The organism is Devosia sp., from assembly GCF_036563435.1.
Classification (GTDB): Bacteria; Pseudomonadota; Alphaproteobacteria; order Rhizobiales; family Devosiaceae; genus Devosia.
The window spans coordinates 206834-233572 of the sequence record NZ_DATCMJ010000018.1 but is presented as its reverse complement, the minus strand read 5'-3'; the positions used below and the strand labels follow the sequence as shown (position 1 = coordinate 233572).

Here is a 26739-nt window from a genome sequence, read left to right as displayed (position 1 = left end):
GCTCATGCCCGTCGACACTCAGTTTCCGTAACGTTGTAGGCGACGCCGCCGGCACTGGTTACAAGCCCAGTGCCCTCGAGGCGCTCTCCGGTTTCGTCCATCCAGCCTATGCGCCGGGCAGGAACCCCCACCATAAGGGCATGTGGCGGCACGTCCGTGGTGATCACCGCACCAGCCCCGACAAAGGCATATTCGCCGATGGTGACGCCACAGACGATGGTACAGTTTGCGCCCAAGGTGGCGCCCCGTTTCACCAAAGTCGGGCGGTATTCCGATTTGCGGTTGATGCTCGAACGCGGATTGTAGACGTTGGTGAAAACCATGCTCGGCCCGCAAAAGACGTCGTCCTCGATGCGGACAGCGTCATACACCGACACGTTGTTCTGGATTTTTACGTTGTTGCCGATCACCACGTCGTTGCCCACGAAGCAGTTCTGGCCGAGGGAGCAGCCCTCTCCGATCTGGGCCCCACCGCAGATATGGACCCAATGCCAGACACGCGTGCCTTCGCCTAGGTGGGCGCCCTCATCGACAATAGCCGTGGGATGAATGTTCATGTCAGCGGATCCAGCGGCAGATGCACCCGCTTGCCGTCACGGGCCGCACGGTAGATGGCGGTAAGAACCTCGAGCGACTTCAGGCCTTCCCGGCCGTCGGTCTCCGGCTGGGCTTCTCCCCGCAAAACGTTGATGACGTTGTCGTAGTAGAGCGGATGGCCAAAGCCGTAGACGGAGCTGGTTTCGTAGCTCGCGCTTTCCAGTTCGGCATCGTCCGGGTGAGGATCGGCAAATTCCCAGTGCTGGATCTGGTTGACCGCGAGGCCGCCGATTCGGACGGTGCCCTTTTCGCCCAGAATGGTGATGCTGCCCTCAAGGTTCTTGGGGTAGGTGAGCATGGTGACGTTCATCGAGCCCATGGCGCCAGAGCGCCAGCGTACATTCACCACACCGCTATCCTCGGCCTCGATGTTGCGCGCGAGCGTCGCCGTATAGGCCTGCAGGCTTTCGATCGGGCCGATGAGCCAGTCGAGCAGGTCCACGTAGTGGCTGGCCTGGTTCATGAATGCGCCGCCATCGAACTCCCACGTGCCGCGCCAGTCGGCGGCGTCGTAATATTCCTGCGGCCGGGTCCAGAACACGTTGATATTGACCATGTAGATGCGGCCAAAGCGCCCCTGCGTGATGGCACGCTTGAGCAACTGCAATGTGGCATTGCGCCGGTTCTGCTTGACGACGAAAAGACGCACCCCTGCCGCATCGCACGCCTTGACCATGCGCTGCGCATCGGCCCAGCGCGTTGCCATCGGCTTTTCAGTCATGACATGGCGGCCTGAGCGGGCGATCTCGATCGCCTGTTCGGGATGCAGCCCGCTCGGCGTCGTCAAGACCACGATGTCGGCATCGGTCTTTTCGAGCATGGCGGTGAGGCTCGCATGGGGCGTCGCTCGGGCCTGTTCGGCAGCCGCCTCGACCGCGCTCGGAACGATGTCGCAGACATCGACAAGCTGCGCCCGGTTATGGTGCTTGGCGATCGCGGCAATGTGGTTCTGGGCGATGCGGCCGCAACCGGCAAGGGCAAAGCGGATGGGGCGATCGGTCACCGGAGGGGCAAAGGTGTGCATGGACCGTCAGGACCTCACGATGTGATCGGCGGGTTCGAGGTAGCGGCCGCGGCTGTCGACGATGAGCTGGGCGTGCTGCTTGACGACATCGTAGTCAAAGCGATCATGGTCGGTCGCAATAAGCACGCAGTCGAAACCGGCGACATTTTCCGGCGTCAGCTCGACGCTTTCCAGGTCGAAATGACGGTGGTCGCGCAGCTTCGGGAATACCGGAATATGAGGATCGCTGTAGGCGATCGTCGCACCGAGATTTTCCATGCGCTCCATCAGCACGACCGACGGGGATTCCCGCATATCGTCGACGTTCTTCTTGTAGGCGAGGCCCAGTACCAGGATCTTGCTGCCGTTGAGCGACTTGCGTCGGTCATTGAGCGCGCCTACCACCTTGCCGATGACGAAATCCGGCATGGCGGAATTGACCTCGCCGGCCAATTCGATGAAGCGCGTGTTGACGCCATATTCGCGCGCCTTCCACGTCAGGTAGAACGGGTCGATGGGAATGCAGTGACCCCCGAGGCCCGGACCGGGATAATAGGGAACGAAGCCGAAGGGCTTGGTCGCCGCCGCCCGAATGACCTCGTAGATGTCGATGTTCATCTTGTCGGCGACGATCTTCATCTCGTTCACGAGACCGATATTGACCGCGCGATGGATGTTTTCGAGGAGCTTGGTCAATTCCGCCGCGCGGGTGGAACTGACCGGCACGACGCGATCTATGACGGTGGAATAAAGCGCGATGCCGGCCTTGAGGCAATTGGGAGTCACGCCGCCACAAACCTTGGGAATGGTCTGGGTATTAAACTTGATGTTGCCCGGGTCTTCCCGTTCCGGGGAGTAGACGAGGAAGAAGTCCTCGCCAACCTTGAAGCCACGCGTCTGGATGCGCGGCATCAGGGCTTCATCGGTCGTACCGGGATAGGTGGTGCTTTCCAGTGACAGGATTTGCCCCTTACGCAGGTGCGGCACGAGGGCATCGGCGGTGTCGAGCACGAAGCTGAGATCGGGTTCTCGGTGCTTGTCCAATGGCGTCGGCACGCAGAGGATCAGGGCGTCGGCCTCGGTGGCACGCGAGTAATCGGTGGTCGCCTCGAAGCCGCTCTTGAGCAGCCCGTCGATACGCTCGCCGGAGATGTGCTCGATGTAACTGCGGCCGGCCATGAGTTGCTCGACCTTGCCGGGGTCGATGTCGAGGCCGATGATCTTGTATCCGACCTCTGCAAATCGCAGAGCCAGCGGCAGACCAACGTAGCCGAGCCCTACAATGCCGATTACGGCATCTCGGTTTTCAATCTTCTGGAGCAGATCGCTTAGCATCTTTGCCACTTCGTCGTCGGTGAAACGTGATTTGGTCCGGCGCCCGATCGGCTAGCCGGCCGTTTGGCGGATTTTGTCGCTCCGCCCCTTGCCCAGCCCGGTCTGGATGATGAGCTTGAGATCGAGCAGGAGGGACCGGAGTTTCAGATAGCGTTGATCCCAGCGCGCGAGGCGGACGGGATCGCTCATGTCGATGTCGTTTACCTGCGCCATCCCGGTGATCCCCGGTTTGATCGTCAGCACACCGCGGTCTTGCCGTTCGGCGATCAGCGCCGTCTGCGATGGCAGGCAGGGTCGCGGGCCAACGAGGCTCATTTGATTGGCGAATATATTGAACACCTGCGGAAGCTCATCGAGCTTGGTGCGGCGCAAAAAAGTACCCAGCGGGGTCACGGAGGCGGCCGGCGCCTCGTGGGTCGCCACGTTGGGTGCGGAGACATACATCGTGCGGAACTTGTAGCACGTGAACTCGCGACCCTCGCGGCCCACCCTTGTCTGCGCGAATATGCCCGGACCCGGCGACTGCAGCTGGACCGCGATCCAGACGATGACCATGGCCCATCCGAGAAGGACCACGATCGCGACCGCACATGCGAGATCCAGGCTGCGTTTCACGAAAGCGAAGACCGCGTTGTTTCGCTGGCCGTTGGAAACGATCAAGGGATCTTCCGCCTTGAGCTCGCCGGATGGCAGGCTGAGCAGGGCGTCGACGATGAGGGAGATGTGCACCGTAGGTTTGAGTGATTGCAGTGCAGAGAGCGCCAGGGATGCTAACGGCCGGGGCAGGACATTAAGCGCTCCGAGCCGACCCGAGGTCATCTCGCCCACCACGGCAGGCAGGTAAATGACCTGCGTGTTCATGCCGGCGTCCTGACGCAATGCGGTGGCCGCCGCGCGTTTGCTTCGCGCATAGGCCGAGGCATTGGCATCGTCGAGAGCGTGCGTCGACGAGAAGTAGATGAACTTTCGAATGCCGGCCAGCTGAGCCTGCTTCCGCGTCGCAAGCGCGAGGTCGACGTTCACCGAGTGAAACAGTTCCTCGCTCGCAACCTGGTCGTTGTTGATGGTCGCTAGAAAGACCAGCGTGTCAAAGCCCCGGGAAGCCTCGGCGAGACCTGCATAGTCGGTGCAGTCGCACTGGGGGAACAATTCCCGAAGGCGTTGGCGGTCGCGGCCGACCAGCATCAGACGCGCGCCTGCAGCCAGCAGGGCCGGGACAATTTGACGACCAACCGTTCCGCTTGCACCGGCGATGACAAAGCTGGCAGCAGTCACGTTTGTGTTCTTCCTTTCCGCCGTGCGGGGCAGCAATCGCTGTTTCTGCCCGAGGATGTGCATTGCCTATAGGGTCGTACGGCGTATGCCACAACTATGCGCTTGCATTTACGACATCAAAAAGCAGCCGGCGTACCGCTGCCTCGTCGTTGGCTTCGATGGCCTGGCTGATCTCGCCGAGAGCGGACGCGATGTCCACGCGCTGCGCCCGCGTTGCGGCGCGCATGATCTTGGCGTGGGCGGTCATCTGCGCGGAAGCAGCGTCATAGAAGAGCTCTTCGTAGAGCTTCTCGCCAGGACGCTTGCCGGTCATGACGATTTCGATGTCGCCGTGCGGGTTGTGCTCGCTGCGAATGGTCAGGCCGGCCAGGCGAACCATGTTTTCCGCCAGTTCGGAGATCAGCATGGGCTCTCCCATGTCGAGCAGGAATACGTCCCCACCCTCGGAAAGGGCGCCGGCCTGCACGATCAGTTCTGCAGCTTCTTGAATGGACATGAAATAGCGGGTCATGGCGGCATCGGTGAGCGTCACGGGTCCGCCCTTAGCGATTTGTTTTTTGAAAAGCGGTACCACTGATCCATTGGAGCCTAGCACATTGCCGAAACGAACCGCGCTGAAGCGTTGGCCGGTACCAGCCACTTCAGCACGGGCAGCGACTTCCGCCACGATCAGTTCTGCCCAGCGCTTAGTGGCACCCATCACGTTTGTTGGACGGACAGCTTTATCGGTGGATATCAGGACGAAATGTTCAACGCCGTTGTTGAACGCTGCTGTCGCGACAGTTCTGGTGCCGAACACATTATTCTTCGTGCCTTCCAGCACGTTGGCTTCAACTAACGGAACATGCTTGTGCGCAGCTGCATGGAATACGACCTGGATGTGATGCTGCGACATCGTTCGCTCGACTAGAGGAGCATCAACGACTGAGCCGAGCACAGGCACGATTACCACACCCGAGATCTCAGCGAGTTCGCGCTCGATCTGGTAGAGCGCAAATTCATTGGCTTCGAAAAGCACAAGTTTCTGCGGTCGCCAAAGCGCGATCTTGCGGCACAGTTCGGATCCTATTGAACCGCCGGCGCCTGTCACCATAATCGTCCTGTCGACGATCATTCCGCGGATTAGCTCTGGATCGGGGGGGACGGAGGAGCGCCCCAGTAGCTCGCCGACTTCGATTTCCTTCACTTGGCTGACTAGGTATTTTCCCGTCATCAAGTCTGCAATAGAAGGCAGAGACAGGATCTTGAGGCCGTGGAGACTGACTGACGCAACGATCTCCTTTCGCCTTTGTGGGGTGAGCGACGGGATGGAAAGTATGACGTCGCTGACCTCATATTCATTGATGAGCTCTTCAAGCTTCTCAGGACCATAAACGCGGATGCCGCCCACCTCTCTGCGATGCAGCAGAGGATTGTCATCGATGAAGGCAGCAACCTTATGTGTCTCGCGCAGAGACTGCGCCAGCTGAATGCCAACGCTGCCGGCGCCATAAATTACTATCGCCTCACGGCTGGCGCTCTCGCGGTCACCCTGACTGAGGAATATCCACTTGGCAACGAAGCGACTGCCGGCGACGATGAAGGTACCGATGCCGAAATAGATGATGGGGATGGACCTCGGGACTACACCCCGTCCAGCCATTTCCGAAAGAAAGATCAGCACGACCCATGCCGTCGTGGCCGCCAACATGGCCTGCAGCATGGTCCACATGGCACGTTCGGGCAGGTATCTCACAATTGCCCGGTAAAGGCCGAGCCGGATGAATATCGGGACCGCCACGACAGAAGCTGACAGAATAATAGCCCACTCATCAAGAGTCGCTGGCGCATACCACCTGTCATAGCGCAGGCAGAAGCTAGCCCACAATGCGAACGACAGTGCAATGAAATCAAACGTAACAAGAACGGCCTGCTTTCCACGGCGTGGAAGGGCCAATACACGAGCACGAATGCGTTCGATCATATCTAGATGTCCAAAACTACACACGAGTCGGGAAATTCTTTGGCAAAGAAGCGTGTTGCTCGCCGCTTGGTCCGAGTGCCGTCTATCACGCAGACTTGGGAGATGCCACGGGAAAGTGAGTTAACTGTTCCCTACCATAGCCGTTGTCTGACGAGGCACATCTCTGCCTAATCTATCTGTTCGAATAAGCGCGCTGGCTCTTCGTCCATGAAGGAGTTCGCTTAGTTGTAAAGCCTCGTTCCTAGCGGGGAATTGATAGCAATGACTGTGGCGCCGCTCAACTCCTCAACCCTCCACGACCGCTGCTTCGCGCGCAGCAGGAATGACGGCAGCTGGTTCAGTCTCGATGGGTTGACAGGTTCCGCAGCTAGGATGGAACCGCCCAACACATGAGCTGACCTCAGGAAGCAGACTAAGCCGGGGCGTGGTTAACTAAAACTGGAATGCTGCGGCTGGCGAGGAATTTTGCCTACCGCCCGGAGGAGTCTTCGTGATGTACGCTGAACTTCAGTCTACTCGGGTGCATCCTCAAGATCGCTGCTAACCGGGGAGTGGGAAGGCGCATATCAGACAGAAAATAAATTAAATAGGTAAAGGGACAAGCCTTGGCTTACGCCAGCCATACGTCAGCGCCGGAATATCCCGGAACGTAACGAAAGATATCGTCCGTTCCACTTCCGTCAAAATCGCCAACGCTCCACGTTGTGGAGCCACTATGACTGTGAAAACCCCCAGCCCAAAAACGGTTGCCGTCAGAAAACAGAATATCAGATCCACTCCCATCTTCCCGTCCTTGCAAAAGGTCGACTCTTCCGTCGCCATTGAAATCCCCAAGAGATCTATTGCTGAGGGTGGAGATACCGTCTGACCAACTCCCGTCAAACACAAAGGCATTACCCATAGACAGAAAGACCTCAGCGTTCGAACGCCCCTCGATGGAGCGCATGATGTCGTCTCGTCCATCACCGTTGAAGTCTCCGATCTCCCATCCCAGCGATCCAGTGCCTGCTCCGGTCCAAGATCCTGAATGATAGAAGGAGCTTCCGTTGGATAGGAACACGTCGGCGCCTGATGATCCTGGAAGATATCGGAAGATGTCATCTTGTCCATTTCCGTCGAAGTCTCCCACGCTCCAACCGAATAGCCCGTGACCTGCTCCCGTCCAAGAGCCGGAATGGTAAAAAGAGCTTCCGTCCGACAGGAACACGTCTGCTCCTGATGTGCCTTCCACATAACGGAAGATGTCGTCTCTACCGTCACCGTTGAAATCACCAATTTCCCAACCCATGTCCCCCCATTCTGCCCCTGTCCAAGAGCCTGCGTGGTTGAACTTACCACCGTCCGACTGGAACATGTCGGCGCCAGATCTTCCTGGAGCATATCTGAAGATGTCGGTTGCGCCGTCTCCGTTGAAATCGCCAATGTGCCATCCGCCCGGCCCATATCCTGCTCCTGTCCAAGACCCCGCTCCGGAGAAAGGGGTCAGTGAGACAGTAGAGTCGGAAAATGACAGATACTCTATGTTGCGCAGCGTGTCTTTGCCGTCGGGCGCGCCGGGCCGGGTGTCCCATAACGTGACACTGCCGTCGGCATGGAACGCCTGCTGATACTGTGCGAACAAACCAATAAAGACGGCTGTGTCTTTGCCATCGCCTCCGTCAAGAACGTCATCGCCACCTCCGCCGCGTAATCTATTATCCGCCGCATTGCCGATAATTGTGTCATTCCCGCCGCCACCAACAGCATTCTCAATTAACGACCTCACATCCCCACTATACTGCAACGCGTTAGCAATGTTACCTTCGGCAATTTGGCTGCCATGGTAATGAAGGCGTGCAAGCTGAGCGCTAGAGGTGGTAATCCACTGTCCTGGACGGAGATCGACGTCGAGGTTCGTAGCGTAGTTTGAAAAATCGTAAGTGTCATTGCCGCCGCCGTCCCAAACCGTCTGCAATACGCGGTTGGCGCCCGGTGCAGACTGAGCTACGCCGTTGATAAATGCCTGGCCTGTTGTCGGGCTCCAGGAATACGTGGTGTTGCCGCTGTTCGTTGTAAAATTCGCCCCGTATAGGTGCTGCATTGCGGCTATGTCGTACATCATGAGCGACTGGGCAAAGCCCCAGCTCTCGTTGGTGTAACCGGTGAGCGGTGCGCCTTCATAGGCGCGGTAGCTCATAACCGTGAATTCCATACCGTCGCCCGATGTGGGCATAGCGTTCTCGTGCGGGTGCTCTAGGCCGAGCGCGTGACCAATTTCGTGAAGGAAGGTGGCGTAGGCGTAGTTTCCCTTCTTTGGGTTGTCATAGACGCCGCTGGCGTTGTTGTACCAGCTGTCACCCCCCGCGGCCCCAGTGCTGGGCATATATGCCCAGGCAGTGCTGGGCGCATCAGACATGGCCAGTCGAAGGGTGGCGTTGGCGGCGCTTGCGCCGGTAAGCTCGCTAAAGGTTACATTGGCGACAGCGGCAAAATTAGCAAAGGCGGCTCGAACAACACCCTGCTGCGTAGTGTTCAGCGCTTCGAAGTTGCGCGACGGCTCGTTCGAACCATAGCTGCTTTCGTAATAGCTGTACGAGGCAGGAAAGCTGTAGGTCAGGCTTCCCGACGCCCACTTGTACCCGCCGAGCAAAGCGTTGACGTAAACGTTCGACGATGGGGTTACAGAGGCGACAGCAGCCACGAGACTCTCCTTTGGATAGGCTATTCCTGCGCCCGATCTCTAAACAAGAAGTCACTTCAGGCGCTGGCATTTCGCCATTGCGGCTCGAATAGTGCGAATTTAGGTTGGAGGCGGATCAATTAACCGTCAGCAGTACGGAAGTGGCTGCTGACGGGAACGCAACCCTCCTCAGTCGATCTAGCAAAGGTTTCTGGCGCAGGCGGGAACAGCCCGCTGAAGTTCGTGAGCCAAGTGAGCGTTCTCGGCATTGTGTAGCAAGTGCAGCGAACCCTGCGGCCCGCATTGATGTAATACGGCGTGCGAGAGCACGTGGCGCGGTTGATTGACGAAGATTCCGCGGGTGCAAAAGGAGCGAAATGCGTCGAATTGGCGAGGGAGCGACCGCCGGGCTAATCGGTCGGACAGTGAGAGACTCTCGAGGGGCGCTAATTGGCGTGGCGCTGGTCTCTGCGCTCATCAACGTGCTCTATCTTACCGGCTCCTTTTTCATGCTGGAAATTTATGACCGGGTGATACCCAGTCAAAGTGTGCCAACGCTCATCGGGCTCGCGATATTGGTGGCGATGCTCTACGCGTTTCTCGGCCTGTTTGACTTCATCCGTAGCCGAGTGCTGGTGCGCATTGGCGCTGCCTTGGATGCGCAGCTGGCGGGTAGCGCGTTTGAGGTGTTGGTGCGGTTGCCGCTGGTGGACGGTCCGCGTGCGGAAGCGGTGCAGCCATTGCGAAGCGTGGACCAGATCCGCGGCTTTCTCTCCGGCATGGGGCCAGCCGCGTTCTTTGATCTGCCCTGGATGCCGTTTTTCCTTTTAATCTGCTTCTTCATCCACCCGTGGATTGGCTGGACAGCTACTGTGGGCGCTGCGCTGCTGATCGGCATTGCTATTCTTACCGAAGTGTTGGCGCGCCGTTCGAGCCGGAGGGCACAGCAGGTCGCTGGAAAACGGCAGCTTGTTTCGGACTCTGCGAGGCGTAACGCCGACGTGTTGGCGTCGATGGGGCTCTCGAGCCACATGCAGAAGGCCTGGGGCAGCACCAATGAGGACTTTGTGACTCAAATGCAGCACGTTGCAGATGTCACGGGAGGCCTCGGCGCCTTATCCAAAGTACTGCGCATGCTCATCCAGTCTGCGGTTCTGGGAGTGGGTGCTTTCCTAGTGATCAGCCAGGAGGCAACTGGAGGACTGATAATAGCTGCCTCCATCCTCGCAGCTCGCGCGCTAGCGCCAGTCGAATTAGTCGTTGGCAATTGGCAGGGCTTCCTTGCCGCACGGCAGGCGTGGCGACGACTAAAGGAAGGCTTCGCGCTCCTGCCAACCCACCCGGAGCGACTTGAACTGCCTGCGCCACGAGAGAGCCTCAGGGTCGAAAACGTGAGTGTGTTCCCTCCCGGCGGAGGGCGAGTGTTGGTGCGTGATTTGAGCTTTGCGCTCACTGCAGGCGACGGGCTGGGGGTCATCGGTGCAAGCGCCTCAGGAAAATCGTCCTTTGCTCGGGCATTGGTTGGCGCCTGGCAGACGGCACGCGGGACGGTGCGGCTCGATGGTGCAACCTTGGAGCAATGGGGGCAGGACGAACTGGGGAAGCATATCGGTTATCTTCCACAGACCATCGAATTGTTTAGCGGGACGGTCGCGCAGAACATCGCCCGCTTCGCGCCGCATGTGGACGATGCGGCAGTGATCGCAGCGGCCAAGGCAGCTGGCGTGCATGAGATGATCCTTGGTCTGCCCAATGGTTATGAGACCGATATCGGCGAGGACGGCAGCGCGCTGTCCGCCGGGCAGAGGCAGCGGGTGGCCCTGGCACGCGCTCTCTTCGGCGACCCTTTCGTTGTTGTCCTGGATGAGCCGAATTCCAACCTTGACCAAGAGGGAGAAAACGCGTTGGCCAAGGCCCTAACCGGGGTTCGGCAGCGGGGTGGTATTGTTGTGGTGGCGGCACACCGGCCAAGCGCATTGGCAGCGGTCAACCTCGTGCTGCTGATGCATGAGGGAGCTGCGCGGGCCTTTGGCCCCCGGGACGCTATCCTCAATAAGCTTTCCGGAAACGCGCCTGCAAACAGCATTGGTGTTCAGGCCGGCACATTGTGGCGGGTTGATAATGCCGGCAATGCGTAACACCGCCTCCCGCTCCATCCGCAGGCACCTGCTCGTCGGGGGTGCTGCTGGCTTGCTCCTTGTCGTCGGGATGGGCGGCTGGGCTGCGACTACAGAGCTTGCTGGAGCAGTCATCGCCCCGGGTCAACTGGTTGCTGAGAGCAGCGTCAAGCTAGTGCAGCACCCTACGGGTGGTGTGGTCGTTGAGCTCTCGGTTGAAGACGGCGACATGGTTGCGGCAGGCGATGTGCTTGCGCGTCTCGATGACACAGCCATTCGGGCGAGCCTTGAAATTGTGGTTCAAAGCCTCGAGCAGCTCGAGGCGCGAGGAGCTCGGCTCGAAGCCGAACTCACCGGTCGCGAGGAGGTGGAGTTTCCTTCCGACCTTGCCGCACGCAAAGGGGAACCGGATATAGCGGACCTGCTCGCCGCCGAGGCTCGCCTCTTCGAGATACGCAGGAGCGCGCTCTCGAGCCAGCAGGGGCAGCTGCGGGAGCGCATTCAGCAACTGCGGGAGGAAATTGCCGGCATCGAAACGCAGATAGAGGCCAAGGAGCGCGAACAGGCGCTTCTTGTTGCAGATCTGGGCAATACACGGTCTTTGCTGGAGCAAAAATTAGTGTCCGCGGAGCGGGTAGGCAGCATCGACCGAGAGCTGGCGCGTACCGAGGGGCAACTCGGGCAGTTGATGGCCGCAGCGGCGCAGGCGCGGGGGCGCGTTGCAGAAATCGAGCTGCAGATTACCCAGCTAGAACAAACCTTCCTTGGGGAGGCGGCGCAGGAATTGAGCAGCGTCGAGGCGAGCATGGCGGAACTGCGGGAACGCCGGGTGGCAGGCGAGAACGAGCTGACAAAGTCCACCATCCGTGCGCCGCAAGGCGGGCAGGTGCATGAAGTCGCCATCCACACGGTTGGTGGAGTGCTCGGCGCCGGCGAGACGCTGATGCGGATCGTTCCCGTCACTGACGCCTTAACTGTTGAGGTTCGCATTGTCCCGCAGGACATCGACCAGGTGTATATCGGCCAGGAAGTTCTGCTTCGCTTCTCCGCCTTCAATCTTCGGACCACGCCGGAGCTGCAAGGCAGCGTTACACGACTATCCCCAGACCTCACGCGGGATCAGCAGATGGGCGTCAGTTACTACACAGCGCGCATCGCAGTGGATGAAGAAGAACTCAGTCGGCTACCTCATTTAGGGCTTACGTCAGGCATGCCAGTGGAAGCGTTCATCCGGACAGGCGAGCGCACGGCTCTGAGCTATCTGATCAAGCCCATTGCAGACCAAGTCATGCGGTCGTTCCGCAGCGAGTAGGAGAAAGAGAGCATGATTGAGTGGATCGACTTCACCCACTGGCAAGACTGCAAGGCGCTCGAGAGGCCCGGCTATGTCTTCGAAGTGGTCAATGCAGACGAGCAGCGCATGCTGACTCCATGCATTGTTCCGTTGGAGGTGCCGTTCGATTGGTCAACACTGCCGATCAAGTTCCGCATGGTGCCGGAGCAACAGCCGCGTCACTCCGCACCCCTGCCGCCATCTGTGTCGGGCGGTTGAGGTCTGGACCATTCGCGCGATGGAAGCTGCGCGTCATTCAACCAAGCCTCGCCTCCATGAACGGGCGACGCCGCTCATTTGTGGAAGCCAGGATGCTGCAGTTGGTTGCTTCACCGTGCCCGTAACAAGCAAAGCTCAAGTACCGCTCGGTCTTCCTCCAGGCGACCAGTGGCGCCCAAAGCGAATCTAGTTCCCAGGTTCATCAGGACACCTGTCGGCGTTGATTGAACTTCGCCCAACAGCACACTCGTCACTGCCTATTGAGCGTGAGTATCGGTGTAGCGTCACTCAGTCTGTATACCGCCGCTTTCCCGAGCGATGATCGAAAGTAGATCAATCTGGGACCGAAAAGATCCAGTCAAATGTGCGATAACAGTACGGGTCGTTCGCCGTGTTTGGCGGCGGCTAAAACCAACTCATCGCCGTTGCGACGCGCCCATGACTTCGGTCGGTTGTAGCCCAATCCGAGGTCGGGAGTTGAGTCGAGCACAGAAAAGGGTCCGTCTCTGAGAGCGCAGTGCTCTGCGATGAGGATCCAGCTTCTTCGTTCCGTCACAATGAATCTACCCTGGCTATAAGGTTAACAAAGCAACAACGGATCAACTAAGAAGTTCTTATTCCCGCGTGGGGCCACGAGGGAATTGAAAATGCGAACTTTGATGCTCCTGGGAGCTTTGAGCTCCTTCATGGCCGCGCCGTCTGTCAGCTTCGGCCAATCTTCCACGTCTGTCTCTAAGGGCTCGGTAGCCTTAACCTGTCGGTCGGCGCTCCGTGGCGACTCTATAACCGAAGTCACCGGCACAGCTCCGCCATGCTGCTATGTTACCGAAGAAGAGCCATGGTATGCCGAAGTCGGCATTGTGCTCTCTGCCACATATCAGCGATCCAAAGGCGACGCCTACTTCACTCAGCGCTGTGAGCTTATCTCCGACAACGGCAACGGCGTTGATGTGACAACGACGGGCTCCATCGGTGGCGGCACTGGCGCGGCGGCTGCCGGATCAGCAGCCGGGGCGACACCTGTGCTGAACAGCGCCGGCGCGCCTACACCTGGCAACGTTGGTGCGGGGGCTCAAGCCGGTGGCCAGGTCAACAACGGCAGCACTGTAGGTGGTGGTGCCGGCAGTGGCGGTAATAATGCTGGGATTACCAACGGCAATGGAAACGCTGGTGTTGTGGTGCGGCCTGGCCAAGGTAATGGATCGAATGCAGGTGGGCAGGGCAAAAGCCGCTCGGGTCACAGTGATGGCACCAATCCAGGCAATGGCTCGGGAAACAATAACTCACAGGGCGCCGGCGCCACAGGAACGAACAATCCAGGCCAGAGTAGCGGTAGCACTCAGAGTGGCGGCTCCGCCTCAGCCTCCGGCCACAGTCACTCGGGGCTGGGCGATGGCACCAATCCTGGGAATGGGTCGCAGAATAACCAGTCGCATGGGGCCGGGGGCCAGGGCACCAACAACCACAATAAAGCTAACAAGTAGCTCGGTTCGGGGGCCACTCTGTGGCCCTTCTACTGAGGCAGGTGTCTTGGTAGACACCTGCCGCCCCGTGCGGCTTAGTTGTTTGGTCTTTGCGCACTGAGATAAGGCCAGAAGCTAGGCTAACCGTGAGGCGATAGCGCTTCTTGGAAGCCGTCGCTGATCACCTGACGCTCCTTGCGCCTGGAAGCTGGCCCGTGGCTGATCGGCTTTTCGCCACCGGGCATCGGGACCTGTCGACGGGCCGGGTCCCGGGCGCGCCCCGCCTCGGTGAATCGAAAGCGGAAGGGCGGAACTCCCTAGGCTGCTGTTAGAGCCGCGGCTTGCACTTCCACCTTTACCACACTCGCTCAATTTCTCCGGTATCGGTGGTTCTGTCACCTCGCACAAACCGGCCGGCACCGGCTGTCACCTTCAGCGGGGCAAGGGCAGGGCAGTGGGGTATACATCGAAAAAATACACCGGTGACGTGCCGGTAACTTTTTCTCCAGATCTGACGACAATGGGCATGAAGCACGCTTCCTCAACAAGGTGCCCACTGCCGATGGCCGGTATCCCTCCAAATGATCGGTAACGGCTGGTATCGGATGTCGAGTGACACCACCTCTACCGCCAGGGGCTAATTCAACAGGCGTGTGGCACCTCGTTCAGGACGTTCCTTACCGGCCCGGGCTCAGATTTCAGTTTTGTCCACATCCAGTGCAAATAGAGGGTTGCGCGAAAACCCCTGCTTCTCTATGTCTCCGCGCAGTCGGGGCGTAGCGCAGCCTGGTAGCGCATTTGTCTGGGGGACAAAGGGTCGTCGGTTCAAATCCGGCCGCTCCGACCATTCGCCCTTTTTGGCTTCGGGTCACGCGTTGCGGCATATTGTTGCCGGTACAGAGCTTTTCCATGCCGATTACTGCCGCGGAACTGGTGCCAGCCATTGCGCTCTGGGACGACCTTGCCGGGGCGTCGGCCCGGCTCATCAACCATTCCGAAAACCAGACTTTTCTTCTCGAAGCGTCGAGCGGCGAGTTCGTGCTGCGGGTCCATCGCAGCGGCTACCAGTCGCGGCCCTCGATCGAGAGCGAACTGGCGTGGCTCACCGCATTGCGCCGCGACACCGCGCTGCCGGTTCCCGAGCCCGTTGCAGGACGCGACGGGCGCCTGTTGCAGGGCTTTGCAAGCGGCAAGGGCGAGCGGCTGGCTGTTTTGTTCCGCCGCTTACCGGGCGTCGAGCCAACGCTCGAAGATGACCTCAGTTCGCTGTTTCAGACGCTCGGTGCCTATGCAGCGACAATGCATGAACATGTGGCCGGGTGGAAGCGGCCAGTTGGTTTCAAACGCCAGGTTTGGGAGGCCTCGACCATCCTGGACCCGGATGGGCTTTGGGGCGACTGGCGCCGGGCGCCGAACGTAGACGAAGAAAGACGCCTCGTGCTCGATCGGCTGGACCAGACCCTGCGGACGCGGTTGGCGGACTATGGAACGGCGCCGGGGCGCTTCGGGCTCATCCATGCCGACATGCGGCTGGGCAATGTGCTGCTGGACGGGGAGCGCAGCTATCTCCTGGATTTCGACGACTGCGGCTTTTGCTGGTTTTCCTATGACTTCGCCGCGGCGATCTCCTTCCATGAAACTCATGCGGCGATTCCCCAGCTTCGGGACGCATGGTTCGGCGGATACCAAACCATGCGGAGCCTCAGCCAAGAGGATATCTATATCACCGACACCATGGTCATGCTCCGGCGCATGGCGCTGTTGGCCTGGATCGGCTCGCATGGCGAAACCAGGTTGGCGCAGCACCACGCGCCGGGCTTTGCCGAGGGCACGGCGGCACTGGCGGAGCGTTACCTAGCCGGGCCGCTCTGGCCGTAACGGACTGAAGGTTTCGCCGCTATTTGCGTATGGAGCGCAATTTTGCAGACTTGGGCGTGGCCCTATTGGACGTAACCATCAGGGACGCGTTCAGTCCCCATACTAGGCCGTAGAACAGCCAGGAATGGCGCCAGTGTTCGCCCTCATGCAGGGTCGAGCAGAAGATGATGCCCACCAGCGAGATCAGTAGGGCAATGGCGATCTCATTGCCGGTCTGCCGGTAGTTGCGCAGCGACACGACCACGCTGCCCACTGCCAGCGTCACATAGCTGATGCCCCCGACCCAGCCATAATTGACGAAGGAGCTGAGCCAGATGTTGTGAATGGGTTCGGGGAAGATCTTCTCCAATTGCAGCACGCCAAGCCCGATCGGGTTCTGCAGGATCATCGGTAGTACAAGTAGGTAGCGCCGATAGCGACCCTCTTCGCCGAGATCATAGGATTTGGCGAAGGTCAGGCGGTCCATGAGCTTGGCGGTGAACTCAGCCGAAGTCACGCTGGCGAAGATGAAAAGGAGAATAGCGGTGACGACAAGCCCTGCGATGATCAGCACCAGCCGCTGCGGGCGCCCGCGATTATGGAAGAAGATATAGGCGAAAAAGCAGAACAACGAAGCGACGACGGCGATGCGGGAGAAGGATAGGAGAATCCCCAAAAGCACAATGGCCAGCGCGCCACTGAGCAGGACCTTGCTGCCCTGGCCGCGGGACAGGAAATAGGCGCAAAAAACTGCAGCCGGGATCAGGAACGAGCCATACATGTTGGGGTCGTCGATCAGTCCCTTGGCACGGCCATCCCAGGTTAGCAGCTCCATCTGCGTCAGAAAGCCGATTGTGCCGAGCAGGGAAGCGGTGACGCAGGAGAAGATATAGACGCGCATGAAGCGCTCGAAATTGCGCCGGTTCCAGCTCATCGAGACGAAGGCGCCAAACAGGCCGATCGAGATGGCAAAGGTCTTCGCGATCAGCTCGAAGCCGACGAGGCCTTCACCAAGATGGGGCATGGAGGCGAGGAAATAGGCGATGGCCCAGCAAAAGAGCAGCAAGGAGAAGTAGAGGACGCGCCGCGTCACCTCGAAACGGGGGAAGAGCGTCAGATAGCCAAGGGTGATGAGGAAGGCGGCGATATAGAGCATGTCGACCGGGGACGGCCGCATGAGCGTGAAGTTCATCGCGAGGACGGCGATCCAGAACACCATGTTGCGGGTCGAGAACACGGCGAAGCGGAGACCGTCGAGGCTGACCCCCGGGGTGCGTGAGGGCACGTGGGTATTGGCAGGCATCGTCATGGCTCCAGCCCGTAGCCCAGCACGAATTCCATGCGTCCAAGTCCCTCGCAATCAGGTGCGGCAGAAGCGAAATGGCTCCGGGTGGCATCATCCATGCAGCGATAGACGGGAAAGGTGCCGGGTTGCCCGGTGGCGTAGAGCCAGCCAGCGGTGCGTTCACGCTCGAAGCCTTCGCTTTCACAGGTGCCGTCTTCGGCCAGCAGGTGATCGAGGTGCCCGGGCCGGTCGCTGCCGCATTCGGCCAGCTTGACGCTTTCGATGCCGACAGGAGCCCGCGTCAGCACATGGGCGACGACGGCGTCTTCTTGGTAGAGGCGGCGGTCGCCGGTCAGGGCAGAAGTGGAGGTGATGAAGCGGCCGCTCTCTGGGTCTTGCCAGCGCGTCAGGGCAAGGCCGACCTGTTCCGGCTGGGACTCGTCGCCCAGAGTTAGCGAGACCTCCCGCAAAACAAGGTGGCGGCTTTCGAAACCCTCGCCGGCTGGCACCAGGATATAAGCGAGGAGGAAACGCTGGCCGACGGTGTTGCTGCCGTACTCGGGGTTGAGGATGGTGGCGTAGGCCAGGAGATCCGTGTCGGCGGGGCGTTCCCACTCGGCGCCGTCTATGAGGATGAGGGGCGAGACGAGGTCCTGGAACGTGACCTTGTCAGCCGACAGCGACAGCCTGATGCCGCCAAACCACTGGTCGGTGGTGACGGTGGCGACCTGGGCAAAGTCGCGGATGTAGCCGGCACCGGTACCGAGAAAGCCGATCGCGGTTGCTTCACCGCCGAGGCCATGCTCGCTCCAGCTGTCGTTGAAGAACTTGCGCCACTCGGTCGGATCATCGACAGGCGCACGGGCGACAATGGTCTGCCAGTCCGAGTTGCGCAGGCAATAGGCGTAGAAGTAGCCGTCTATCGGGTTGACCAAGGAGCAGTCGCCTTCGCCAGTGAAGCCTGTGGGTCGGGCGAGATCGCGGCCGCTGATCACGGTGCCGAGGTCCGTCCAGGTGATGCCGTCGTCAGCGGAGGTGGCGATGGCCATGGATTTTTCGGTGCGATCCTGCTCGTAGTCGCAGGCGCGCTCCTGATGGACGAAGCCGAGCAGGGTATCGCCGGTGCGGGCAACGGAAGTGAGCCAGCGCCCGCAATCGTTGACGCTGCCCGGTGGGCCGGCCTGCAGCACTTCTTGGCGAGATCCCGCCATGTCCAGAAGATTGGCGCCGTCCACGGCATAGGTGGAGCCGTTGGCAGTGAAGCCCCGCATGCGGCCATCGGGAAGTCGCAGGGCGGTGAAGGCGGAATCAAGCTCGTCGGGGAAGGGGCCGCGCACCACATGAGGCGTGCCGACCCGGATCTGAAGACACTCGATGCAGAACTTTTCCGCTTGCTGCGCGGCAGCCGGCGCAGCGCAAACCAGCGCCATGAAGGCCAAGGCAGCATAGGGAGCAGCCTTGCCCATGCTCAATACGCGTTCTCGGAGTCGAGCAGGCGAATGGGGGTCATGAAGAGGATGTAGACGTCGAACCAGATCGACCAGTGCTCGATATAGTAGAGATCGTGATTCACGCGGTTCATGATCTTGTCTATCGTGTCGGTCTCGCCGCGCCAGCCGTTGATCTGGGCCCAGCCGGTCATGCCGGGCTTGACGCGGTGGCGGGCAAAATAGCCTTCCACGGCCTCGTAGTAGAGCTTGTTGTCGGCCTTGGCCTGCATGGCGTGGGGACGGGGGCCGACGATGGAGAGTTCGCCCTTGAGAACATTGAAGAGCTGCGGCAACTCGTCGATCGACGTCTTGCGGATGAAGCGCCCAACCTTGGTCACGCGCGGATCGTCCTTGGTCACGAGCTTGGCTGCGCTCTGGTCGAGCATGTCTGTCCGCATGGAGCGAAACTTGTAGATCTTGATCAGCTCGTTGTTGAAGCCGTGCCGGTTCTGCATGAAGAACACCGGGCCGCGGCTCTCGAGCTTGATGGCGATCGCGGTGGCGATCATGATCGGCGACAGGAGGATCAGCGCCACAAGGGCGACGACCTTGTCGAACACCCACTTGAAAACCAGGTTCCAGTCCGAGATCGGGCGGTCCGCCATGTCGAAGACGGCGATGTCACCGACATAGGAATAGGCCCGGTCGGTGAATTTGAGTTTGCTCATATGAGCCGAGAGCCGGATGTCGACCGGCAGCACCCAGAGCTGGGTCAGCATGTCGAGCACCCGGCGCTCGGCTGAGAGCGGCATGGAGACGATCACCAAATCGACCGCGGTGCGGCGGGCGAACTTGATCAGGTCCGCCACCTTGCCCAGTTTCGGATAACCGCCCACGAGCTCGGGGGAGCGGTCGTCGAACCGATCATCGAAGAGGCCGAGCAGCAGGATGTCATTGCTGGCGCTGCCGCGAATCTTGTCGATCAGGTCTTCGGCATCCTTGCCGCCGCCCACGATAACGGTCCGGCGCCGGAGGCGACCTTGAGTAGTCCAGCGCATGACGAGGGCACGAAGACCGATGCGGTAGGCGACAAGCAAGGCGGCGCCGCCCAGGAACCAGCTGACCAGCCAAACCCGCGAGAAATAGTCGCCAGCCTTGAACAGGAAGATGCCCACGGCCAGCAGTGTCACGACTACGGACCAGCCGAGCAGCACGCGGCTGAGCTGGGAGAAGGTGGTGCGATAGGCGGCAATGCGATGCGCCCGTGCGGCGTTGAACAGCACGTTAGCCAAAAAGCACGCGCCCAGGATGACCGGCACATAGAAGGCGGGCTGGTCGACCGTGACATACATCTCGTAGATGCCATAGCCTAGCACGGCCAGCAGCGCTGCCTCGACCAATTGCGTAACGCCTGAGACGACGGCACCCGACATGCTGCGCTCGAGCGGAGCGGCGATGATCGCCTCGGCGGCGGGGGAGAGCGGCTGCTCGGTTTCGCCAATGGCGGTCTGCTTGGACACGTGGTCCAGCACCGCCTGCTTGGGGTCAACTCGATACATGGGACTTACCGCAAAGGAACTCAGTGCCTTATTGTTGCGGCCAAGGGGTTTATGTTCAGTGAAGTTGCAGCGTTAAGCTCTAGCCAATAACGCGTGGTAGAGCGCCTCGATCCGGTTGGCCATGGCGGTGACCGAGAACTGATCCGCTATCCGCGCGAGGCGGCGCTGCATTTCATGCTGCATGGGTTTGGGATCGGTCAACGCTTTTTGCATGGCGTTCTGCAGGGCTGGAACATCGTCGGGCGGGACAAGGCTGTCTTGCGTGTCGGCGAAGATTTCAGGGATTCCGCCAACATTTGTCGCAATGACGGGAAGCTGCGCGGCGGCGGCTTCCATCACGACATAGGGCAGGGACTCTGCCAGCGATGGCACGACCGCGATGCGGCCGGTGGCGAAGGCCGTGCGTGCGGGAAGGCTGCCGAGCAGCGTGATCCGATCGGCCAGGCCCAGCCGCGTGATCTGTGCTTCGAGTTCGGTTCGGCTTGGACCATCACCGGCCATGGCCAGTGTCGCTGGCGCCCCATCGGGGCGCCTGACATCCTTGAGCGCGTCGACCAGAACGTGGATGCCCTTGAGCGCGCGCAACTCGCCGACAAAGGCGAAATCGGCGGCGTCGGGGTGTTGCTGTACGGGATCGAATTCTTCGGGCGCCAAGCCGTTGTAGATGACTTCGGTGGGGCAGTCTGGGCGGGTGATCAGCGTCGAATAGGTCACCTGGGCATAGGCGCTTTCGAAGATGATAGCGCCGGTTTGCCGGACAAGCGTTCGCTCCAGTCGGTGGAAAATGCGGCCAGATGGCGAGGTTTTGGAAAAGTGCAGCACGCCGCCATGGGGCGTATAGACCGCAACGGCCTTGCCGCCACCGAACCGTGCCAGGCGGGCATAGAAGCCTCCCTTGGCGCCGTGTCCGTGCATGACGTCGACGCTGAGCTTGCGCCCGAGGCTTGCGATGGCAAAGGGCGTCGCAAGGTCGCCGCTGCCCAGCAGGCGGGGCATGGGCATCCGGTGAATGCCAAGGGTGGCATGGGACTCCAGCTCTGCCAGCCGCACTTGGGTCTGTGCGTCTCCCGCGAGACTATCCACCACGAGACCGACGCAGTGCCCGCGCTTGCTGAGTTCGCGCGTCAGGTCCGCAACGTGACGGAAGAGGCCGCCAACAGGCGCCCGCATGACCTGCAAAATGCGCAAGCGGCGCGTGGAGTCCACCTTAGAACCAGCGTTCGAGGATCACCACCGTGTCGCCAGGATAAAGTGGGAAGTCGAGATCGACGGTACCCTTGACCATTTCGTTGCCCTGGCGGCGATAGACGATGGCGCGATCACGATCTGCGGTTTCGGTGAAGCCGCCGGAGGTGCTGATGGCAGAGCGCACGGTCATGCCATAGACATACTGAAACTGTCCAGCATTCTCGACTTCCCCCTGGATAAAGAAGGGACGGTATTCGGCCACTTCAACCGCAACGTCGGGGTTACGCATATAGCCATTGGCAAGGGCTGCGGCCAGCCGGCTCGCAGCAGTGTTGGTCGTCGTTCCGCGCACCTGAACCGGGCCGACCAAGGGAAAGGCGATCGCGCCGCTGTCGTCGATCTTATAGGTCTTGCTGAGTTCGGCGTCCCCATAGACGCTGACGCGGACCGTATCTCCGGTATCAAGCTGGTAGGGCCCCTTGGTCTCGACCAGGTAGGTCGCTGGACGTGTCGAGGCACAGGCTGTCAGAAGTGGTAGCAGCGATACGGCAAGAATTGGCAACCAGCGCATGATGATCCCGGCGGTGAGTTCGCCCCAATCTCGCGCCTCATGGTTAAGATTTTGCTTAGTCCGGCACAGGCTTGCTGCGATCTGCAAAGCCCTTAACCGATTGATTACTACGATTGGGCGATAAATTCCTCATACTGCGAGGAATGATCATGACCTATGAGTCCCAGGCCGTACGTGATGCACGGATCGACGTGGCTGCGCTGTTTGGTGCAGTGCTGCGGCGGCTGCCGCGCATCCTGCTGGTGACCCTGGCGCTGCTGGCGTTGGCCTTTATCTTCCTCCTGTTCCAGCCGCGGCTTTATGAGTCCTCGTCCTCGATCCTGGTGGAGCCACGCAGCAATATCTATACCCGCGCGGCCAACGAGCAGGCGCCGACAATCAGCGGCAATGATGCGGGCGTGGTGTCGAGCCAGATTGAGCTGATCAAGTCTCGCGACACGCTGCTCAAAGTCATCGACCAACTCGATCTTCGTTCGGTGCCTGAGTTCAACCGTGGCGATGGCGGCGGCTTCGCGCCCATGTCCATCGTCACGCGCCTCCTGGGCCGGGCGGCAACACCAGTCAGCGTCGACGAGAATGTGCTCGATAGCCTCTATGATCGGCTAAACGTGGTGCAGGAGCGCGATTCGCGCATCATCTCCATCCGCGTGCGTTCCACCGATCCTGAATTGGCGGCCAGGATTGCCAATGCCATTGCCAATGCCCATGTGAACCGACGCACCGAGCTGTCGCTCTCCGACACCGCCGAAGCCTCGGGCTGGCTGCGCGACGAGATCGCCAAGCTGCGTGTGTCGGTGACGGAGGCGGAAACCGCTGTCGCCAACTTCAAGGTCGAAAACGACCTCTTTATCGGCAGCAACAATACCAGCCTTGCCGACCAGCAGGTTTCGACCATCGCGTCGCAGATAACTGCTGCACAGGAACGCAAGAACTCGGCCGAGTCGCGTGCTGCGCTTATCCGCAGCATGATCGACAAGGGGCAGGCCATCGACGGCATGGCTGGCGTGACCAATTCCACGGTGATCCAGCAGCTGAGCCAGGAAAAGGGACGCCTGCAGGGTGAAAAGGCGCAGCGTTCCGCTACCTTGCTGAGCAATCACCCGACGATCCAGGCGCTGAATGCCCAGATCGCGGAACTGGATAACCAGATCAACATCGAAGGCCGGCGCGTTGCTGCGGCGCTGGATGCCGAGGCTCAGGTCGAGGCCAATCTTGAAGAATCGCTGCGGGCTGATCTCACCCGCGCCAAGTCGTCTTCGTCGACGGTCACGCAGGATACCGTGACGCTCGATGCGCTGGAGCGCGAGGCCAAGGCGCAGCGCGACCTCCTGGAAAGCTATCTCCTGCGCTACAGCGAGGCCGCTTCGCGTACCGACTCCAATTCCGCGCTGCCCGATGTTCGCGTGGTCACCGTGGCAGCGCCCTCGGTCACCCCGGCCTCTCCCCAGGTGCAACTGGTGCTGATTGCCGTCGGTGTGGTGGCGCTGGCGACCCAGATCGGGCTTGTTGTGTTCGGCGAACTGATGTCGGGCCGCGCGCTGCTGCCGGCTCGGGACGAGGAACGTCCTCAGGATGAACTCGAGCAGGTACCCTTTGTGGCTGAAGAAGCCGCCGAGGAGGCCATGTGGGCTTATGAGGCGCGCCAGGAGGCGGACGTCGCCGTAGTGCAGCCGGAACAGCCGGTCGTCGTCAACGTCGCGGCAGGAGATGCGGTCGAGGACGAGACTGTGGCCGAGGGGCTGGATCCCGAAGATGCGGCCTGGCTTGCGAGGCCGGCGACCATTGGAGCTGCTGCGCCAGTTGTTGCCGCTCGTCCTGTGGCCGGTCTCCTCAAGTTCTCCGACCTCGCCTCGGACCTGGTGCTGGGCCGCACGCATCTGGTGATGCTGGCGGCGCATGGCTCCAACGATGCCGCGGCGGCGCTGGCCGAAGAGCTGGTGGCGGACGCGATCTCGCGTGGCCTGAGCGTTGCGCTTGTGGATGCTGGCAGCGGCCGCCCGAGCACCGATGCAGGCCTGACCGACCTCAGCGCCGGCAGCGCCAGCTTCGGCGACGTGGTCAACAAGTCGGCCGACAACAGCTTTGCCGAAGTGTATTGGGGCACGGGCCGCGCCATTGCGCGCAGCTCCAGCAAGCCCATGACGCTGGTTGAAGCCCTGGGCGACATCTACGAAGTGGTCGTGCTCATGACCGGCCCAGTCGGTATATCGTCGAGCCTGCCGTTCTTTGAGGGCCTTGAGGGCCGGCTGGTGCTGGTGGCCGGTCCCGAGGATGACCTCGATGCCGTTGCCGGCACACGGCAGCTGCTCGCCTCCGCCGGGTTCGAACGCTGTGACGTTATGGCACTGCCTACCCGGGCTGCCGCTTGATGGCTCTCAAATACACAGCCATCAGGGCCATGTTTGAGGCCCTGTGGTTGTCGCGCCTGCCGCATCTGGTGCGCACCCTGTCACACTCACGTGGCGTGATCTTCACGCTGCATCGGATCCTGCCGGAGCCGCCCGCGGCGTTCTCGCCCAACGCCATTCTGCAGGTGCGGCCCGATTTCCTCGAATATGTAATCGAGCGGGTGCGGGATCTAGGGCTCGATATCGTTTCCCTCGACGAGGCGCTGGAGCGTCTCGCTGCGCCGGTGCCGCGGCGGAAGTTCATCGTCCTGACCTTTGACGATGGCTACAAGGATAATCTCACCTATGCCCTGCCGATCCTGCAGCGGCAGGAGGCACCGTTTGTCCTCTATGTGCCGACGGCGCTGGTGGATGGGGTGGGGGAGCTCTGGTGGCAGGCGATTGAGGACATCCTAGCGCGTCAGGAGGCGATCGCGGTGACCGTGGATGGGGAGATCGACTATGTCGACACCATCACCACCGCGCAGAAGCGTGAGGCGTTCAACGCCCTCTACTGGCAGATGCGCAAGATGCCCGAGACGGAGCGGGTGCAGTTGATGCGCAGCTTTGCTGCATCCTATGGCTATGATCTCGAGCGGCAGTGTCGCGAACTGATCATGGATTGGCAGCAGTTGCGCCTGTTTGCGGGTGAGCCTTTGTGCACAATCGGTGCACATACGGTGCACCACTACGAGCTGGCGAAACTGCCGCTGGAACAGGCGCGCAACGAGATGGCGCAGTCAGCCGACATCTTGATGGCGCAGTTCGGCACGAGGCCGGCACACTTCTCCTACCCCCTGGGTGGGCCGCTTTCGGCAGGGCAACGGGAATTCGGCCTGGCGCGGGAATTGGGGTTCCGCAGCGCGGTGACCACGCGGCCCGGTGGGCTCTATGCGCGCCATGCGCAAACGCCTCATGCGCTGCCGCGTGTGTCGCTCAACGGCTACTTTCAGTCGCCCCGCTATGTCGATGTTTTTGCGACGGGCGCAATCTTTTCGGCCATGGGCCGGCTGACCGGCTGATCAGCGGTCCGGCCGGGCCATCCAGCGAATGATCCACATGGCGGGGAATAGCCAGCCCATGCCCGCGACGATGAAATAGGGCATCAGGATCCAGATCGGCAGGTTGGGCGGAAAAGCCAGGTAGATCGAGGTGGCGATGCTGAGCCAAGCCACGATGGAGCCCAGGATCAGGAACACGCCATAGGCTTTGCGAGTACGCTGTTTCATCTGCGGCAACGCGGCTATTGCGGGGACGGAACATGGGGAATACCACTCCCGCCCGATGACCGACACCGGGAAACTGCCGTGACCACCGCCCATAATGCCGCACTGAGTGAAACGCGCTATGCCGCCGACCGGCTGCGTCCGGTGCGCATCTGGCTCTATGGGCTTGCGGCGTTCGTGCTGCTGATGGTGGTGGTCGGCGGCATCACCCGGCTGACTGAATCCGGGCTGTCGATCACCAGCTGGAAGCCGATCACGGGCACGATCCCTCCGTTGACGGATGCCGATTGGCAAGCCGAGTTCGAGGCCTACAAGCAGATCCCGCAATACACGGTCAACAATAGCTGGATGTCGCTTGAGGATTTCAAGTACATCTTCTTCTGGGAATACCTGCATCGGCTGCTGGGGCGGGTGCTCGGCCTCCTGTTTGCTGTGCCGTTCGTGGTCTTCCTTGTGCAGCGGCGGTTCAGCGCCCAACTTGCATGGCCGCTGTTCGGCCTTTTCCTGCTTGGCGGCTTCCAGGGGCTCTTGGGCTGGTGGATGGTGTCCTCGGGTCTGACTGAACTGACCTCGGTCTCGCAGTATAGGCTGGCGGCGCACCTGACCGCCGCCTCGCTGCTGTTTATTGCGCTGATCTATGTTCCGCGTTCGCTGGAGCCGGGCAGGGTGGCCGGGCTCGTCACCACCGGTAACATTGCCGCCGCAACGGGGCTGCTGTTGCTGGTCATCCTGCAGATCGGCGCGGGGGGCTTTGTCGCCGGGCTCGATGCGGGGATGGGCTACAACACCTGGCCACTGATGGATGGGGCGCTGATCCCCAATGGCATGGGTATCATGGAGCCTTTCTGGCGAAACCTGTTCGAGAATAACCTGACGGTGCAGTTCGTCCATCGCAGCATCGCCTATTTGATCGTGATCTATATCGGGGTGCTGATCTGGCGGCAAAGCCGGCGAGGCGGCTTCTCCGGCGTGCACAAGTGGCTGCCGCGACTGGGGCTCCTGGTGCTGGCGCAGGTGGTGCTGGGCATCACCACGTTGCTGATGTCGGTGCCAATTGACCTGGCGGTAGCGCATCAGGCCACGGCCTTCATCCTTGCGGGGACGGCCATGGCTTACATCGCGGACCTGCGGCGTGCCAGTTGCGGTAATATAATACCGTAATTGTAAGACATTGATTTTATTGGGTAAAATCAATCCTCTTGACGGCGGTTGTAATCCCACTTACAGGACGCACCGAACAAGCCGCTTTCTTCCCCGGACGAAGGCTGCAAG

19 protein-coding genes and 1 tRNA gene are annotated in these 26739 nt (G+C 60.6%); 8 read left to right on the top strand and 12 right to left on the bottom strand.

The features are described from left to right. Positions 1-2 precede the first annotated feature (2 nt). From VIL88_RS13625 to VIL88_RS13600, 6 genes are all read right to left on the bottom strand, one after another. Positions 3-557 carry an acyltransferase gene (locus VIL88_RS13625; protein ID WP_331989731.1) on the bottom strand — a complete coding sequence of 185 codons (555 nt, stop codon included), beginning with the start codon at positions 555-557 and terminating at the stop codon, positions 3-5. Beyond that, positions 554-1621, bottom strand: coding sequence for a Gfo/Idh/MocA family oxidoreductase (locus VIL88_RS13620; protein WP_331989729.1), 1068 nt, complete (start codon positions 1619-1621; stop codon positions 554-556). Before VIL88_RS13620 ends, VIL88_RS13625 begins: the two co-directional genes overlap by 4 nt. Positions 1622-1627: 6 nt before the next feature. After that, positions 1628-2935 (bottom strand): nucleotide sugar dehydrogenase, encoded by a 1308-nt coding sequence (locus tag VIL88_RS13615; RefSeq protein WP_331989727.1) that lies wholly within the window; start codon positions 2933-2935, stop codon positions 1628-1630. Positions 2936-2986: 51 nt separating this feature from the next. After that, positions 2987-4273 carry a hybrid nucleoside-diphosphate sugar epimerase/sugar transferase gene (locus VIL88_RS13610; protein WP_331989725.1) on the bottom strand — a complete coding sequence of 429 codons (1287 nt, stop codon included), beginning with the start codon at positions 4271-4273 and terminating at the stop codon, positions 2987-2989. Positions 4274-4304: 31 nt separating this feature from the next. Further along, positions 4305-6173: a nucleoside-diphosphate sugar epimerase/dehydratase gene (locus VIL88_RS13605; protein WP_331989723.1), complete on the bottom strand. Its 1869-nt coding sequence runs from the start codon at positions 6171-6173 to the stop codon at positions 4305-4307. Positions 6174-6783: 610 nt separating this feature from the next. After that, positions 6784-8853 (bottom strand): FG-GAP-like repeat-containing protein, encoded by a 2070-nt coding sequence (locus VIL88_RS13600; RefSeq protein ID WP_331989721.1) that lies wholly within the window; start codon positions 8851-8853, stop codon positions 6784-6786. Positions 8854-9209: 356 nt separating this feature from the next. On the opposite strand from VIL88_RS13600, the gene VIL88_RS13595 reads away from it, so the two are divergent. From VIL88_RS13595 to VIL88_RS13575, 5 genes are all read left to right on the top strand, one after another. Beyond that, positions 9210-10970, top strand: coding sequence for a type I secretion system permease/ATPase (locus VIL88_RS13595; protein WP_331989719.1), 1761 nt, complete (start codon positions 9210-9212; stop codon positions 10968-10970). Then, positions 10963-12261, top strand: coding sequence for an HlyD family type I secretion periplasmic adaptor subunit (locus VIL88_RS13590; RefSeq protein WP_331989717.1), 1299 nt, complete (start codon positions 10963-10965; stop codon positions 12259-12261). Before VIL88_RS13595 ends, VIL88_RS13590 begins: the two co-directional genes overlap by 8 nt. A 12-nt stretch (positions 12262-12273) precedes the next feature. Beyond that, on the top strand, positions 12274-12501 hold the full coding sequence (locus VIL88_RS13585) for a hypothetical protein (RefSeq protein WP_331989715.1): 228 nt from the start codon (positions 12274-12276) through the stop codon (positions 12499-12501). A gap of 2233 nt (positions 12502-14734) precedes the next feature. Next, positions 14735-14811, top strand: a tRNA-Pro gene (locus tag VIL88_RS13580). A gap of 62 nt (positions 14812-14873) precedes the next feature. Further along, positions 14874-15842: a phosphotransferase enzyme family protein gene (locus VIL88_RS13575; RefSeq protein WP_331989713.1), complete on the top strand. Its 969-nt coding sequence runs from the start codon at positions 14874-14876 to the stop codon at positions 15840-15842. A 19-nt stretch (positions 15843-15861) separates the two neighbouring features. Here VIL88_RS13575 and VIL88_RS13570 read toward each other — a convergent pair whose 3' ends face one another. The 5 genes from VIL88_RS13570 to VIL88_RS13550 all read right to left on the bottom strand — a co-directional run bounded on the left by VIL88_RS13570 (position 15862) and on the right by VIL88_RS13550 (position 21854). Beyond that, entirely contained in the window at positions 15862-17130 is a 1269-nt protein-coding gene (locus tag VIL88_RS13570) for an O-antigen ligase family protein (RefSeq protein WP_331989711.1), read from the bottom strand. Then, a complete protein-coding gene (locus tag VIL88_RS13565; RefSeq protein WP_331989709.1) occupies positions 17127-18578 on the bottom strand; it encodes a hypothetical protein in 1452 nt (483 codons plus the stop codon). Before VIL88_RS13565 ends, VIL88_RS13570 begins: the two co-directional genes overlap by 4 nt. Continuing rightward, positions 18575-20095, bottom strand: coding sequence for an undecaprenyl-phosphate glucose phosphotransferase (locus VIL88_RS13560; RefSeq protein ID WP_331989707.1), 1521 nt, complete (start codon positions 20093-20095; stop codon positions 18575-18577). The genes VIL88_RS13565 and VIL88_RS13560 overlap by 4 nt, the downstream gene beginning before the upstream one ends. A 72-nt stretch (positions 20096-20167) precedes the next feature. Next, on the bottom strand, positions 20168-21283 hold the full coding sequence (locus tag VIL88_RS13555) for a glycosyltransferase (RefSeq protein ID WP_331989705.1): 1116 nt from the start codon (positions 21281-21283) through the stop codon (positions 20168-20170). Positions 21284-21302: 19 nt separating this feature from the next. Continuing rightward, a complete protein-coding gene (locus VIL88_RS13550) occupies positions 21303-21854 on the bottom strand; it encodes a polysaccharide biosynthesis/export family protein (protein ID WP_331989703.1) in 552 nt (183 codons plus the stop codon). 149 nt (positions 21855-22003) lie between these two features. Here VIL88_RS13550 and VIL88_RS13545 point away from each other — a divergent pair, with 149 nt between their 5' ends. Both VIL88_RS13545 and VIL88_RS13540 read left to right on the top strand, forming a co-directional pair. Then, entirely contained in the window at positions 22004-24223 is a 2220-nt protein-coding gene (locus VIL88_RS13545; RefSeq protein WP_331989701.1) for a GumC family protein, read from the top strand. Between the two features lie 29 nt (positions 24224-24252). Beyond that, positions 24253-25263: a polysaccharide deacetylase family protein gene (locus VIL88_RS13540; protein ID WP_331989699.1), complete on the top strand. Its 1011-nt coding sequence runs from the start codon at positions 24253-24255 to the stop codon at positions 25261-25263. Here VIL88_RS13540 and VIL88_RS13535 read toward each other — a convergent pair whose 3' ends face one another. Continuing rightward, a complete protein-coding gene (locus VIL88_RS13535) occupies positions 25264-25470 on the bottom strand; it encodes a DUF2842 domain-containing protein (protein ID WP_331989697.1) in 207 nt (68 codons plus the stop codon). A 78-nt stretch (positions 25471-25548) separates the two neighbouring features. On the opposite strand from VIL88_RS13535, the gene VIL88_RS13530 reads away from it, so the two are divergent. Beyond that, positions 25549-26628, top strand: a complete 1080-nt coding sequence (locus VIL88_RS13530) for a COX15/CtaA family protein (RefSeq protein ID WP_331989695.1) — start codon at positions 25549-25551, stop codon at positions 26626-26628. Positions 26629-26739 lie beyond the last annotated feature (111 nt).